The sequence below is a fragment of the Marinomonas pontica genome (genome assembly GCF_036322735.1).
Lineage (GTDB): Bacteria > Pseudomonadota > Gammaproteobacteria > Pseudomonadales > Marinomonadaceae > Marinomonas > Marinomonas pontica.
The window spans coordinates 723,299-737,569 of the sequence record NZ_AP027271.1; the positions used below are offsets into that span (position 1 = coordinate 723,299).

General features: G+C 44.8%; 13 protein-coding genes. 3 read left to right on the forward strand and 10 right to left on the reverse strand.

Going from position 1 to position 14,271, the window contains the following annotated elements:
* Positions 1–13 precede the first annotated feature (13 nt).
* From AABA11_RS03370 to AABA11_RS03390, 5 genes are all read right to left on the reverse strand, one after another.
* A complete protein-coding gene (locus AABA11_RS03370) occupies positions 14–2,026 on the reverse strand; it encodes a methyl-accepting chemotaxis protein (RefSeq protein WP_338265368.1) in 2,013 nt (670 codons plus the stop codon).
* Between the two features lie 227 nt (positions 2,027–2,253).
* Positions 2,254–3,741, reverse strand: a complete 1,488-nt coding sequence (gene prpD, locus AABA11_RS03375; protein WP_338265370.1) for a 2-methylcitrate dehydratase — start codon at positions 3,739–3,741, stop codon at positions 2,254–2,256.
* Positions 3,742–3,781: 40 nt separating this feature from the next.
* Positions 3,782–4,921 carry a bifunctional 2-methylcitrate synthase/citrate synthase gene (gene prpC / locus AABA11_RS03380; protein ID WP_338265372.1) on the reverse strand — a complete coding sequence of 380 codons (1,140 nt, stop codon included), beginning with the start codon at positions 4,919–4,921 and terminating at the stop codon, positions 3,782–3,784.
* Between the two features lie 61 nt (positions 4,922–4,982).
* On the reverse strand, positions 4,983–5,861 hold the full coding sequence (gene prpB, locus AABA11_RS03385) for a methylisocitrate lyase (RefSeq protein WP_338265374.1): 879 nt from the start codon (positions 5,859–5,861) through the stop codon (positions 4,983–4,985).
* Positions 5,858–6,592, reverse strand: coding sequence for a GntR family transcriptional regulator (locus AABA11_RS03390; protein ID WP_338265377.1), 735 nt, complete (start codon positions 6,590–6,592; stop codon positions 5,858–5,860). Before AABA11_RS03390 ends, prpB begins: the two co-directional genes overlap by 4 nt.
* Before the next feature lie 316 nt (positions 6,593–6,908).
* On the opposite strand from AABA11_RS03390, the gene AABA11_RS03395 reads away from it, so the two are divergent.
* Complete coding sequence (locus tag AABA11_RS03395) at positions 6,909–7,169, forward strand: DUF5062 family protein (RefSeq protein ID WP_168822450.1); 261 nt, start codon at positions 6,909–6,911, stop codon at positions 7,167–7,169.
* Positions 7,170–7,188: 19 nt separating this feature from the next.
* On the opposite strand, the gene AABA11_RS03400 is transcribed toward AABA11_RS03395, so the two are convergent.
* From AABA11_RS03400 to AABA11_RS03415, 4 genes are all read right to left on the reverse strand, one after another.
* Positions 7,189–7,656, reverse strand: coding sequence for an Lrp/AsnC family transcriptional regulator (locus tag AABA11_RS03400; protein WP_338265384.1), 468 nt, complete (start codon positions 7,654–7,656; stop codon positions 7,189–7,191).
* A gap of 90 nt (positions 7,657–7,746) precedes the next feature.
* Positions 7,747–8,472, reverse strand: coding sequence for an SDR family NAD(P)-dependent oxidoreductase (locus AABA11_RS03405; RefSeq protein WP_338265387.1), 726 nt, complete (start codon positions 8,470–8,472; stop codon positions 7,747–7,749).
* A gap of 36 nt (positions 8,473–8,508) precedes the next feature.
* A complete protein-coding gene (locus AABA11_RS03410; protein WP_338265389.1) occupies positions 8,509–8,901 on the reverse strand; it encodes a thiol-disulfide oxidoreductase DCC family protein in 393 nt (130 codons plus the stop codon).
* 76 nt (positions 8,902–8,977) lie between these two features.
* Positions 8,978–9,418, reverse strand: coding sequence for a DUF3429 domain-containing protein (locus tag AABA11_RS03415; protein ID WP_338265391.1), 441 nt, complete (start codon positions 9,416–9,418; stop codon positions 8,978–8,980).
* Positions 9,419–9,689: 271 nt separating this feature from the next.
* On the opposite strand from AABA11_RS03415, the gene AABA11_RS03420 reads away from it, so the two are divergent.
* Entirely contained in the window at positions 9,690–11,066 is a 1,377-nt protein-coding gene (locus AABA11_RS03420; protein WP_265729019.1) for a glycine--tRNA ligase, read from the forward strand.
* Between the two features lie 86 nt (positions 11,067–11,152).
* Here the strand turns inward: AABA11_RS03420 and AABA11_RS03425 are convergent, their stop codons facing one another.
* Positions 11,153–13,126, reverse strand: a complete 1,974-nt coding sequence (locus AABA11_RS03425) for a ligand-gated channel protein (RefSeq protein ID WP_338265394.1) — start codon at positions 13,124–13,126, stop codon at positions 11,153–11,155.
* Between the two features lie 245 nt (positions 13,127–13,371).
* Between AABA11_RS03425 and AABA11_RS03430 the strand changes: the two genes are divergently transcribed.
* Positions 13,372–14,265 carry a LysR family transcriptional regulator gene (locus AABA11_RS03430; RefSeq protein ID WP_265729018.1) on the forward strand — a complete coding sequence of 298 codons (894 nt, stop codon included), beginning with the start codon at positions 13,372–13,374 and terminating at the stop codon, positions 14,263–14,265.
* The last annotated feature ends 6 nt before the right edge of the window (positions 14,266–14,271 follow it).

A 14,271-nucleotide genomic window follows, 5' to 3' on the forward strand; every position in this document is an offset into this window, starting at 1 on the left:
CCTTGCGGTTAGACTATTTTTTCAATGTAAAAATAGCCAAGTCCTTCTGCAGCTTAGAAGCAAGCTCACTGATATGTTGGCTGTGCTCTTGCGATGTATTGGCCTGTGCCAATGTGTCTAATGCCGACTTTTGAAGATCTTCTGAGTTTTGACGAATTTGAGTCGAGGCGACGCTTTGCTCTTCGGTTGCGGCGGCGACATTATTGATGCCAATTTCAACGTTTTGCATGGATTGATAAATCTTTGTCAAAAGGCTGTTGGCATGATTGGCTTGTTGAACGCTGGCGTCAACTTGATTGCGACCTTGCTCCATCTCATTTACGGCAGAACGGCTGTTATTTTGCAGGCGTTCAACGACGTTTCGGATTTCTTCTGTCGATTGCTGTGTACGTTGTGCCAGCACTCGAACTTCGTCGGCTACCACGGCAAAGCCTCGACCTTGCTCGCCTGCGCGTGCGGCCTCAATGGCTGCGTTAAGGGCAAGCAAATTGGTCTGCTCGGCGATGTTACTAATGACGGTAACCACTTCACCAATGTTTTTAGAGCTGCTTTCAACTTCTTGAATGGTGTCTGACGCTTTGCTAAAGGCATGCAACAAGTCACTGACAGTGTGCTCCACTTGTTCAACCGCACTGTTACCTTCTTGGGTTAATTGGCGCACTTCCACCGATTCTTCCGATACCTGATTAGAGCTCTGAGCGACTTCTTGAATCGACATGGCGATTTGTGAAATCGCGGCACCCACTTGTGCGCTTGAATCTTGACTGTTATTAGCGCTGTTACGCAGCGTATTGTTAGCCGAAGAAATGCCGTCTGTAGACTGTAACAACGCTTTGCTTGTGGTCAGAATGTTATTAACCAACGCGATTAAACTGTCACGCATCTGGATGGCATCGTTTTGTAATAAATCCATCTCGTTGTTGCTGTCAGCGTCTTTTTTGGTTTTAAAGCGAAACGCCAAATTGCCTTCACCTAATTGATGAAGTCCAGATGATATCTCTTTCAATGGCGCCAAAGACGACCGAATAAAGAACCATAGAATAGCGCTGAGCAGTAACGCTGCAAGCACGCAGACGATGACAATAGCCCAGACAATATTATTGATCTCTTCTTGGTATTCATCGTTATAGGATTTTAATGTCACTACCCAATCCCAGCCTTTTACATGCTGATAGAGCGCTTTAGAAGAGCGAGCTTCTTTCCCTTTACCAGGGATTTCTACCGCATAGGTCACAATTCCACTGTCTGCTTGGTACATCTGTTGGAAGATGTTTTTTAAATCAGGAAATTCAGAATACAGGCTTTTTCCGGCCAAGCTTGGGTGAATAAGAATCGTGCCCTCGTTTGCCCCTGTGTCGGTGACGTAGGCATAACCTGTTTTACCAAATTGCATGCTGTTAATCGACTGAGCTGACGATTCTAAAATAGCGGAATAGGGAATAAGCAGCTCAATGACCACATTGGGTTGGTTGCTTAGGCTGGCATAATGGCTGATGTACTTTTTATTCCAAAGCGTGGTCTGAGCCGTTTGCGCTGTATGTGCTTGCAATGCCTTGATGGCGCTAGGAACGGTTACTATGCTATCTGTTGCCGTTTGGCCATTTTGATTTTTTAACGTGGTGCTGATTCGCACCAAGCCACTTGCGGTCTTGGTTAAAATGCTGGCTTCTAATTGTGCTGAGCGTGCGAATTCGTTTAATAGGGTGGCATCGCTGTTAAGTGAAACACCTTTCAAGGTGAGTGTCGGACGAGTTTGGCTCGTATCCACCGACAGTGTATTGAGCTGTGTGGCCAGCATATCGCTGAATCGATCGGCCGTTTTGGTTAGTAGCTGGTACTTTGTTTCAAGTTGCTGTGCAATCAGTGCGACTTCTTTTTCTTGGTGACTTGTTACTATATTGTTGATTTCGTAACTAAACAGTCGATCAATGATCAAGACAACCACGGTGAATATAACAAGAATAGCAATGAACGTGCCGAGACCAAGTTGTTTAGGCAACGAGGCTTTCTTAACGAAAGACAACATGAGGTTTATTTCCTTATGGGTAATTAGTTACTGTTACTGGGGGGTGTTTATAAGAATCATTCTTATTTAAGGTGAACATACACCCAAGTATACAGATTGACAATACAATGAATCAATTTGCTTAATAATTAAGAATTGTTTTTAACGACGGGGAATAAAAGGCAGGGCGGTTTAGAGGTAACAATGCCCCCAGTTTTATGGGGGCATTATAGGGTTTTCGATTTGTTTTACCCGATAACAAACAAGTCCATGAAGCGATTCACAGGAGTGGCTTCTAATTCAGTCTGGTCTTTACAAAGTGTAAAAATAGTTTGGCATTGACCATGTGGAAAACGCGTTGCCAAGTTGTTTTTAAACTTCTGCTCTAACAAAGGAATGCCTTCCTCGCGACGACGACGGTGTCCGACAGGGTACTCCACCACGACCTCTTCGGTACTGCTGCCATCTTTAAAGAACACTTGAATTGCGTTGGCGATAGAGCGCTTGTCGGCTTCTAAATATTCCGCGGTGAAGCGTTTGTCTTCGACAATTTCCATTTTGTCACGCAGTTCATCGATGATGGGGTTGGCGGCATGAAAGTCGTCTTCATAATGCTCAGCGATTAAGTTACCAAAGGCCAACGGCACGGCGGCCATGTATTGCAAGCAATGGTCGCGGTCGGCGGCATTTGCCAATGGGCCAGATTTGGAAATAATACGAATCGCGGATTCATGAGTACGAATCACTATCTTGTCGATCTCTGCTAAGCGATCTTTTACTTGAGGGTGCAAGGTAACGGCCGCTTCGGCGGCGGTTTGAGCGTGGAACTCGGCTGGGAAAGAGATCTTGAACAAGACGTTTTCCATCACGTAGGTGCCGTAAGCCTGCGAGAAAGAAAACTCACGTTTGTCATCAGGTTTGATGGCTTGGTCTTTATTTGTTTTTGAGAAAGATACATCATAAAAGCCCCACTGATCGGCTGTTAACACACCGGGAATGCCCATTTCTCCTCGCATTGACATATCGGCCAAACGCACCGCACGAGACGTTGCATCGCCCGCCGCCCAAGATTTACGCGAGCCAGCATTTGGCGCATGGCGATAAGTCCGCAGGGCTGAACCATCGACCCACGCTTGCGAAATCGCCGCCATTATTTGCTCTCTGTCACCGCCCATCATCTTGGTCACCACAGCAACTGAGGCCACACGAACTAATAAAACGTGACACAAACCCACGCGATTGAACGAGTTTTCTAGGGCGATAACGCCTTGAATTTCGTGTGCCATCACCATGGCTTCTAACACTTCACGCATGGTCATTGGGCTTTCGCCATGGGATAGTCGAACTTGTGAAAGGTGATCGGCGACGGCCAGAATACCGCCTAAGTTATCAGATGGATGTCCCCATTCTGCCGCCAACCAGGTGTCGTTGTAATCCAACCAGCGAATGATACAGCCAATGTCCCACGCGGCTTTCACGGGGTCGAGGGACAAAGACGTACCCGGAACGCGAGCACCATTTGGCACCACTGTGCCTTGTACAATGGGGCCAAGGTGTTTAGTACATTCTGGAAAGCGTAGGGCAAGCAAACCACAGCCGAGGGTATCCATTAAACAATTGCGTGCTGTGTCGAGCGCTTCTTGGCTTTCGACTTTAAAATTCAGTACATAATCCGCGATATCTTGGATGACTTGGTCGTAATCTGGGCGGTTGTTTAGGTCTACGTTATTGCTCATTTGTGATCCTTAATCGTTAAATTTTTATGCTTATGTTGGATTAATGGCGGTCGTCGATGTCGATCCACTCAGAATGCTCCGGCCCAATATAATCGGCGCTTGGTCTAATAATGCGATTGTTCGCTCTTTGCTCCATGACATGAGCGGCCCAGCCAGTAACACGGGAGCAAACGAAAATCGGCGTAAATAACTTGGTGGGAATACCCATAAAGCGATATGCGCTGGCGTGGAAAAAGTCGGCGTTGCAGAAGAGTTTTTTCTCGCGCCACATGACAGCTTCGCAGCGCTCTGACACGGCGTACAAGTGATCGTCGCCGACGTCTTCGCTGAGCTTTTTGGCCCACTTTTTAATGATGTCGTTGCGTGGGTCTCGCTCACTGTAAATAGCGTGACCAAAGCCCATGACTTTTTCTTTATTGGCGAGTTTTTGCATCAAGGCCGCTTCGGCTTCGTCTGGGGTTTTCCACGGTTCTATCATGTCCATTGCGGCTTCATTGGCGCCACCATGAAGTGGGCCACGTAAACTGCCAATGCCACCAGTGACGCAGGAGAACATGTCAGACAGGGTGGAAGCGCAGACACGAGCGGTAAAAGTAGAGGCGTTGAACTCGTGTTCAGCGTATAAGATCAAAGACGCGTTCATCACTTGGGTATGAAGGGCGCTTGGTTCTTTGTCATGCAGCATGGTGAGGAAATGACCCGCCAATGAAGGTACGTTGGCATTGTGTGTATTAACGCGTACGCCATCGTGGGTGAAACGATACCAATAAACCACCATAGCCGGCAGCGTCGCGACCAATCGATCGGCGCTATGTAAAGCCATCGAGGGTTGCTTTTCAAACGGCAGTTCAGGTTCAAGGTTGCCTAAAAAAGAACAGCCTGTGCGCATCACGTCCATTGGATGAGCACTGGCGGGAATCAGTTCTAAAACCGCTTTTAGCTCGTCAGGCAAGCTGCGTAAACTCATTAATCTTTGCTCGTAATCGTGCAGTTGTGTGCGATTAGGTAATTTGCCGTATAGCAGGAGATACGCGACCTCTTCAAAGTTCGCTTTGTCCGCTAAGACATCAATGTCGTAGCCACGATAGGTTAATCCGGAAGCGGCTTTGCCAACGGTACAGAGTGCGGTTTCGCCTGCGCTTTGGCCTCTTAGACCTGCGCCAGAAAGTACTTTAGCCATTTTTCTACTCCATTTTCTTATTGTTAGAGAAGAGATTGTTATTTCTAAAAAACGGGGACTCTTACTTTTTGGAGAAGAGCGCGTCTAATGTGTTTTCGTATTCATGGTAGTTGAGAAACTCGTAAAGCTCGTTACGGGTTTGCATTGTGTCGACTACCTTGCGCTGGTGACCATCGTTTAATAAGTGCTGATAGACGTTTAAGGCGGCTTTGTTCATGGCGCGAAATGCGCTGAGTGGGTAAAGCACAATATCCACACCAGCGCTGGCCAATTCTTCTTTGCTGAACAATGGTGTCGCGCCAAACTCAGTGATGTTTGCCAGTACTGGCACTTTCACCGCAGCGACAAATTCTTTGTATTGGTCCAAGGTGATCATGGCTTCGGGGAAAATCATATCGGCACCGGCTTCAACACACGCAATCGCGCGTTCGATAGCCGACTCCATACCCTCAACTGCCAAGGCATCGGTGCGCGCCATGATGACAAAGTCGTCGTCAACTCGCGCATCTACGCAGGCTTTTACACGGTCGACCATTTCGTCTTGGCTGACAATGGCTTTATTGGGGCGATGACCACAGCGCTTTTGTTGGACTTGGTCTTCAATATGCACAGCCGCCGCGCCGGCTTTTTCCATTTGTTGAATGGTTCTGGCGATGTTAAAGGCACCACCAAAACCTGTGTCAATGTCGACTAAGAGTGGCAGGTTTGAAGCGGCCGTAATGCGCCTAACGTCTTCTAACACATCGTGTAAATCTGTCATGCCTAAGTCTGGCAAACCATAAGAGGCGTTAGCAACGCCGCCGCCAGACAAATAAAGGGCATGGTGGCCCGTTTGTTCCGCCATCATGGCGCAATATGCGTTTACCGCGCCCACCACTTGCAGTGGTGACTGGGTGGCGACGGCGTGTCTAAAACGGGCGCCTGCTGACAATTTGCTCATTGATTTCCTCTCTTATTTTTATTCGATGTGTGGTGAATGGATGGCGGCTGTGAGCTGGCTGCTGCTTGTTGCATCGCTTGTCCCAGTAGTTTTCTGGCACGGCTGATATGGCGTCGCATCAACAGTTCAGCAAGGTCGCCTTCATGGTTCGCTATCGCATCCAAAATGGCTTTGTGCTCGCGTAACGCTTGACGCGGGTCGCTGCGTTGGTCTGCGGTATGACGACGATACATGCGAATTACTGCATACAGTTCTTCGGTCAATAAACGAATCAGCTTGGCGTTATCGCTGGCGTGAATGATGCGCAAATGAAAATCGTCGTTGCCGCCTTGTTGCACGTAATGTTCGTCTTGATTGGCATCTAGGTGCGCTTGGTGCTTGTCGAGCAATGCGTACAAGCTGTCTATTTCATCTGATGGCATATTGCTGGCGGCTAACCGAGCGGCCATGCCTTCTAATGCTTCGCGCATAGTAAAGGTGTCTAGCATGTCTTGCGTGTTGAGCTGAATAACACGAGCGCCCACATTGGCGGTGCGGGTGACTAGGCCAAGGCCTTCTAGTTTGACGATGGCTTCTCTTAAAGGCCCGCGAGAAACGCCGTATTGTTTGGCGAGCTCTGGCTCAGATATCTTACTGCCTTGGGGAATATCTCCCTGCACAATGGCATTAGTCAGTTGCTGTGCGATGTCTTCGGACAGGGTCGCGGATTTGATCGAAATAAGGTTGTTCATAAAAGGACGAGGTGCTTTATTGTTGACAATATTGAGAGTTATAGTCGGGTTTTGAGTGTTTATCAATATAGATTGTCAACAGTTTCTGTTTTTTCATCTTATTCTTTAGTCGTAGACATATCCGTGTTGAGAGAGCGTTCAGTCACTAACATTGTGTTTATTAAGTGGTTTTTTCTTTTTATTGGTGAGGAATGCTTGGTTGAGTGGCAAAAACTGATAGAGTCGTGAAAAGGCTGTCAATATCCTCATGATCTAATCTGTCGACAATAACCTTGTGTGAATGGTGGATTAGACAATATCAAAGAGAAGGGAAACGATGAAAAAAATTAAAAATGAAGCGGCACTGAGTAAAAAAGCCATTCAAGTTGGCGAAAATTATGCGCTTAAACGTGGCTATGCGGGTTTTTCTTCCACCATGTCGGCGAATGAAAAAACCGAAGCCATTTATCGTTTATTGGTATTGGATAAGTTGGTGGTGGCGTTGCCTGCGGACAAAGAAGACTTACCCAGCATGAAGCACAAGCTTGCGTTGTGGATTCAAAAACTGCTTCCAAAAGACGATCCACTGCTTAAGTAAATTGTTGTCGTGTTCGTTATTACATGTCCAGCGGCAGTGTGGTGATGTTTTTCACTTCGCGCATGGTGAAATGACTTTGTGCTTCTTGAATGTGTGGCAGTTGCAATAACTGGCTGCGTAGGAAGTGTTCGTAGCTTTCGATGCTGTTGGACACCACTCTTAAGCTGTAATCCATCGCGCCAGAAATCGTCCAGCATTCGACCACTTCAGGGTAGTCGACAATGGCTTGCTCGAATTCATCCAACATCTTTCTGCCATGGGAAGAGAGTTTGATGTTCACCAAGACGACGATACCCAATCCCAGCTTGTTTCTGTCTAAAATTGCTTGTGTCGAACGAATGTAGCCTTCTTGTTGCAAACGATGAATGCGCCGCCAGCAAGGCGATTGGGACAAGCCTATTTTATCTGCGATGTCTGTCGCGCTGAGGCTGCCATCGTGTTGTAAAAAATTAAGAATTTTACGATCGGTCGAGTCTAGGTTTTCCATAGGGTGCATCTCATTAAAGTAGTAATAACGATAAGAGATTCTCGGTGTTTAATTCAACACTTTGTTGGGTAATGCTCGATTTGAGGCTGATCACCACTCAATCGGTTGGTTATTCCAATCAAGATAAGCCGCTTTGTTGTCCATGGCGATATTTTCCATTATGGATAAAAGCTGTGTGGCAACAAAGTCTGCAGTGAAAAGTTTGTCCTTTGGCACCGAACGTTGAAATGGTTTCGAAAGTGGCGTGTCTGTAGTGCCGGGATGAAAAGCAATAAGCTTGACGTTTTTTGCTCTTCTGGCGTATTCCACTGCGCTGGTTTGAATCAGCATATTGAGAGCGGCTTTTGAGGCTCGGTAACTGTACCAGCCGCCAGTTTTATTATCTGAAATACTACCAATTCGAGCACTAAATAATGCAACTTGTGTAGCTTGCTCGCCTTGTAAAACGGGTAATAACTGGCTGAGCCACAGCATGGGAATGATGGTATTGGTATGAAATATTGTTTCTAGCTGAGAAGCTCTGATTTCTTCTAGCTTTCTTTCTGGCATCATACTCTCGTCATGCAAAACACCATTGCAGATTAAGACTTTATTTATCTTTCCAGAATAAGGCGTCAGTTTTCTACAGACTTGCTGAATACTGGCTTCCGTATAATCAGACTCTAGCCATTGAGTTTTTTCATCAACTGGATTGTTTGGTAAAGACCGGCTGACTGCCAATATTCCAAGGCAGTCTTGATCGCCTTCAAATTGTTGAATTGCGGCTTGAGCTATCGTGCTGCTCGCGCCTATTACGAGAGCGTAGAAAGTGGGCATGTTAAAACTCCAAAAAAACGAAAGTGGCGAAATCCGCTAAAGGTCACAGCGATCTTTAAGGCATGATGCGCAGCGTGGTTTGCCAGTCACAAAAGCAGATATTGGATGACGGTAACGAGCAAAAACCTTGTAGCCCATATCGGCAAAAAACCGAATGACTGGCCATCGGAGTGCCTGCATCCATTTGTGTTTGCCCACGAGTTTCCACGCAAGACAGGTGACGTCTAATCCTTTGAGTATTTTTCCACTCGACAGTTGGCCATGAAGAAGCTTATCCGCTTCGATTGGGTCGATATGTGGAAATTTATTCGTGAAACCGTCAGCGTGAATGTCTTCTAATTGGAGCTGATGGTGATGGTCTAATGACCGAAGTGTTTGCATTTCAGCGGCACAAAGCGGGCAGTGGCCATCGTAGAAGATCGTCAGCATGCATCATTACTCTTAATCTGATTGATGAGTATTGATACGAGGCTAAGAAAAGATTAGATCAGTTTGGCTCGATCTTTTAATAGTGAGGGTACAAAACCAGTAAGTGCATGACGCACACAATGGAAGTCAGTCCGAAATTCATCGACAAATACGGTTTGATTGTTTTGGTTGGCTTTAACCAGCGGGCTTCAATCCAGTAAAGACTAATGAATCCAAGTAACAGCAGCACCACGGAAAGTTCGGGTGTATTCATCAATAACGAGCACCAAGCAGACAACAAAATAATATTGCTTGAGATTAGCAACGTTTTGCCTGTGTTATGTTCAGGTTGCTCAATGACTCGCCCCCACAATACACCACTAATGAAGCTTAAAATAATGGCGCCATAGGTCGCAAAAAATGTCACCCCAGTTTTGCCAAATAAGGTGTCGTTGGCAAGGTTTAAATAGGTTGCCAAAAGAAAAGGAAGAATGCTCAACGTAGCAAGTGTTATGACTACGGGCTTATAAGAACGCATGTTGTTACCTATAAAAAGTACGGTTAAAAATACAAATATGAAAACAATGCGAATTATCTAATAATTTGGGCCGTAAAACAGTACTTAATGACCTTGTTTTGTCCTATTTTTGTGCATAAAAGTGTAAAGTTTTTTGTCTTTACTCATGATGAATCGCCATTGAGCGAGATACGGTCAAAGAGTACAATGGTCGGCTATATTTGAATTGAACGTGATGCCGCAACGGTCTTTACGTCTTTATTAACGAATTTTGCTTAAGGTGTGTTTAGAAATGCCAGCTAAAACAATGGATGAACTCGTCTCCCTATGTAAACGTCGCGGATTTATTTTCCAAGGCAGTGAAATCTACGGTGGTATGCAAGGTGCTTACGATTACGGTCCGCTAGGTATTGAATTGAAAAACAACCTAAAAGCCGCTTGGTGGCGCTCAATGGTTTACGAGCGTGATGATGTTGAAGGCTTAGACGCTGCCATCATTCAAAACAAACACGTTTACAAATACTCAGGTCACGAAGACACGTTCACCGATCCAATGGTCGATTGCCACGAATGTAAGTCTCGTATGCGCGCCGACCACATGAAAGACATTAAAGTGTGTGATAACTGTGGTTCAACGAATGTTACTGCGCCACGTGATTTTAACCTGATGTTTAAAACGAACGTTGGGCCAATGGTGAACGAAGAGTCTTACACTTACCTTCGACCAGAAACTGCACAAGGTATCTTCACCAACTTCAAAAACGTGGTCGATTCTACTTCTCGTACCTTGCCATTTGGTATTGCACAGATTGGTAAATCTTTCCGAAATGAAATTACGCCACGTAACTTCATCTTCCGTGTTCGCGAGTTCGAACAAATGGAATTGGAATTCTTCTGTAAGCCAGGCGAAGATGAAAAATGGCATGACTTCTGGGTCAACACTCGTAAACAGTGGTGGTTGGATCAAGGTCTAGCGGAAGAGAATATCCAGTTTGAATACGTGACTGGTGATGACTTGGCACATTATTCTAAATCGACTGTGGATATCTTGTACAAGTTTCCACATGGTTTTGAAGAATTAGAAGGCGTGGCGAACCGTACCGATTACGATCTAGGTTCTCATACTAAAGCTCAAGAAGAATTCGGTCTTTCTGCAAAAGTGAAGAAGAACGAACATTCAACGGCTAAACTGGCAATTCGTGATCTGGAAGAAAATAAGTGGGAAGTGCCTTTCTGTATTGAACCTTCTGCGGGCTTAGATCGTGGTCTATTGGCTGTGATGACAGAAGCTTATACAGAAGAAGAGCTACCAAACGGTACGACTCGTACGGTTCTTAAGTTCAAACCGCATCTAGCACCGATCAAAGTCGCTATTATGCCGCTTAAGAAGAATAAGCCAGAAATCGTTGCGCTTGCTAAAGAATTGAAGAACAAGCTGCAGAAGCTTGGTCTTGGCCGTATTCTTTATGAAAACACGGGTAACGTAGGTAAAGGCTACCGTCGTCACGACGAAGTGGGTACGCCAATCTGTGTCACTGTCGATTTTGACTCTATTGAACAAGAAGGCGCGCCAGTAACGGTTCGTGATCGTGACACAATGGAGCAAATTGTTGTGCCAGCGGCAGAATTGCCAGCTTACGTGATTAATTACTTCATCAACCAAAACTAATTTTTGTTGATGGCAAAAAAACCACGCTTTTGGAGGGCGTGGTTTTTTTGTGTTTGCCTTATTGCAAATGTAGGTTTAAAAAAACCTTAGAATACGTAGTTTACAGCGGCGCTATATCGACGGCCATCTGCAACATATCCATATTCATCATAAAGAATTTCTTCGTCAAGTAGGTTGTAGATCCCTGCTTTAAGCGTGAATTCTTGTGTTAATTTATAAACTATGCCTGCGTCAAGAATGGTGCTAGATGGTGCAACAATGGCGCTGGATGAAGGGCCGGTATTTGGCTGACTTTCTTCCCCACGGTAGGTTAATCGTCCCCATGAATTAAGCTTTTTTGTATTCTGCCAATTTAATCCTGCGCTAAATAGATGTTTTGGGAGTTGAGTAAGAGGTTCTCCTTTATACTCACCTGTTTTTTGTTCTGAATGGGTGAAAGTATAGCTAGCATTAATATCCAAGCTTGCAGTTAGGCCTTTAGTAATACTTGCTTCAATTCCTTGCGTTACGGCTTCATCAACGTTTATCCGATATGTTGGATCGGCCCCATTGGTGTTAGCACCATCGGTACAAATAGTTGTAGGGCATGTTACTCGTGTAATTTTGTCTTTGAAGTCATTATGGAAAATAGTAAAAGATGCGTTTAGTTGATTGGCGCCATTATAATTTAGACTGATTTCTTTGCTAATGGACGTTTCAGGTTTTAAGTCTGGGTTGCCATATATGTTGCCACCACGGCTAGTCTGTCCCCAGTCAGAGGTGATTTCCCTTAAAGTTGGAGAGCGAAATCCCCCAGATACCCCACCTTTTAATATCCAGTCAGATGACATTTGCCATACACCATATAAGCGAGGGCTAATGTGGTCACCAAAGTTTTCATCATGATCTAAACGAGCGCCACCTGTGATGCTTAATTCATCCGTTGCGTACCATTCATCTTCTACAAAAATAGCCGTTTGAGTTGATTTGATTTGTGTGCGATCAGAGATAGTATTGGAGTCTTGGTCGTTCAATTCAGCATGTTCAAAGTTGGCGCCAACTGTGAATGTTTGCGAATCGAATGGCATCACAAAACTGGTTTTTGCCGAGGTATTAGTAATACTGATATCGCGTCCTTGGTTATCTGTTTTTTCACGTTGAATAAAGGTTTCTGTTGTACCTATATCCCAACGCCCTGTATGAGATATAGCGAAATGGTCTTCAACTGTTTTTGTATTTGAGTCAGTACAACCACCACGACAACCTTCAGTTGCCGCCGTTTTTCCCATTAAGGAAATACGTCGTTGATTTGTTTGACCTGCTTCTAATGTAAAATCGTGATTGCTGTTGGGTGTAAAGGTTAATTTTGTGGATAGGCTGTTCAAATCTTTATCTTCATAGCCGTTTAAAATATTGTCTTCATCACGGCTATAGTTGCGACCATATATTTGTATACCTAAATAGTTTTCAATCAGAGGGCCTGCTATGTTGAAACTGGTTTGTTTGTAATCTCCCGAATCGTCGTTTTCTTGAAAGGTCACGTCTTGTTGAATACTACCGGACCATTCCGATCTTACTTTTCGTGTAATGATGTTAATAACACCGCCAATCGCGTCGGAACCATACAGTGTCGACATGGGGCCTCTTACAACTTCGATTTGCTCTATAGCATCTAGAGGGGGTAGCCAATCTGTTTCATAACCAGCATTTCCATTAGGGCGACTCTCACGGCTGGATATGCGTTTACCATCAACGAGTAGCAAAGTATAATTTGCAGGCATTCCACGTAAGCTGATATCCACACCACCATCACCTGCTCCGCCACCAGTAACAACAACCCCAGGAACGTTTCGTAATGCATCAGTAAGATCTGTGTAAGATTGCGATTCAATTTCTTCTCGACTAATGACACTCACTGATGCTGGAGCGCTTGCGACTTCTTGCTCATAGCCTGCAGCCGTTACAACCAATTTATCTAGGTCGACACTATTTTCTTCGGCTAGTAGCGTTGCGGAATGCGTTGTAGCACTAATGATGGTAGCAAGAACGGTAAGTTTATAGTGACGGTGTGAAGGGGTCATTATGAACATTTTCTCCATAGTTGAAAGGGAACTAATTTTGTATAATTGAATCTTAAAAGATATTAAGAATGCTTATCATTTGTATTATCTAGTAATGTGATCGATTTGTGGTGGTACGTTTTGTTCCTCTTTGCGCAACATCAGCAAGGTTAAGGACCAAAGCTGTTTCTTGCTGCTAGCAGGAGAGATCAGCACTTCGTATTGGCGTTCTGGAATATCTTAAAAGTTGGATCTGAGGAAAATGAATGTACGATCTAAATGAAGTAAGAACGTTTGTGTCTGTTATGGAGACAGGCAATTTAAAAGAAAGCGCTCAACAATTAGGGGTATCAAAATCTACTTTGAGCCGCCGTATTAGCCATTTAGAAGACGCTTTAAAGCAGCCTTTACTTCGTCGACAAGCCAATCGTTTAATTGCCAATGAAGCTGGCATCAAATTTTTGCCCTTTGCTAAGAAAATGCTGAATGTCGCAGACGAAGGTCATAAGGCGGTTGAAGAATTAAAAGAAGAGGTCAGTGGATCCATTGTGGCGTATGTTCACACAACTCTGGTGAGAGGCTGGTTTACAGGGTTGATGTTTGATTTTCTGGATGAGTTTCCTCAGGTCAATATTGAAATTCGGACAGGCAATCAGCTTTTTCAAGAGATAAAAAGCAACGATATTTGTGTGTGGGTGGGGGAACCAACTAACGACCAGTTGCGATCCGAAAAAATTGGCGAATTAAGTCAAGGTTTGTATGCCAGTACGGCCTACTTGGAACGTATCGGTATGTTAAATCATCCAGCGGAACTGAATCATTTTGCGTGGGTTGATACCTTAAAAAATGATCAAAACAACATTACATTGGATCACGAAACACAGGGTAATGTGTCATTTGAGTTACCGCCATCTCGTCTTACGGTGGATCAGTATGCGTTGCATGCGGATGCCATAGCTCGTGGAAAAGGCGTCGGATTATTGCCGCATTATTTTGCGAAAAAACATCTACACCGTCATCCAGACGTGTTTGTTTCCTGCTTACCTGAATGGAAAGGGAAAACCTTACCTGTGTACCTGCAATACCCTTTTGGGCATTTGCCGAAAAAAATGCAAACTTTAATTCAGCATTTGCGTGAAGAGGCGAAAGCGTTTTATTAAGCCGCT

Coding starts and splice junctions, on each gene's coding strand:
- AABA11_RS03370 (WP_338265368.1), bottom strand. CDS start 2,026: ATGTTGTCTTTCGTTAAGAAAGCCTCGTTGCCTAAACAACTTGGTCTC.
- prpD (WP_338265370.1), bottom strand. CDS start 3,741: ATGAGCAATAACGTAGACCTAAACAACCGCCCAGATTACGACCAAGTC.
- prpC (WP_338265372.1), bottom strand. CDS start 4,921: ATGGCTAAAGTACTTTCTGGCGCAGGTCTAAGAGGCCAAAGCGCAGGC.
- prpB (WP_338265374.1), bottom strand. CDS start 5,861: ATGAGCAAATTGTCAGCAGGCGCCCGTTTTAGACACGCCGTCGCCACC.
- AABA11_RS03390 (WP_338265377.1), bottom strand. CDS start 6,592: ATGAACAACCTTATTTCGATCAAATCCGCGACCCTGTCCGAAGACATC.
- AABA11_RS03395 (WP_168822450.1), top strand. CDS start 6,909: ATGAAAAAAATTAAAAATGAAGCGGCACTGAGTAAAAAAGCCATTCAA.
- AABA11_RS03400 (WP_338265384.1), bottom strand. CDS start 7,656: ATGGAAAACCTAGACTCGACCGATCGTAAAATTCTTAATTTTTTACAA.
- AABA11_RS03405 (WP_338265387.1), bottom strand. CDS start 8,472: ATGCCCACTTTCTACGCTCTCGTAATAGGCGCGAGCAGCACGATAGCT.
- AABA11_RS03410 (WP_338265389.1), bottom strand. CDS start 8,901: ATGCTGACGATCTTCTACGATGGCCACTGCCCGCTTTGTGCCGCTGAA.
- AABA11_RS03415 (WP_338265391.1), bottom strand. CDS start 9,418: ATGCGTTCTTATAAGCCCGTAGTCATAACACTTGCTACGTTGAGCATT.
- AABA11_RS03420 (WP_265729019.1), top strand. CDS start 9,690: ATGCCAGCTAAAACAATGGATGAACTCGTCTCCCTATGTAAACGTCGC.
- AABA11_RS03425 (WP_338265394.1), bottom strand. CDS start 13,126: ATGACCCCTTCACACCGTCACTATAAACTTACCGTTCTTGCTACCATC.
- AABA11_RS03430 (WP_265729018.1), top strand. CDS start 13,372: ATGTACGATCTAAATGAAGTAAGAACGTTTGTGTCTGTTATGGAGACA.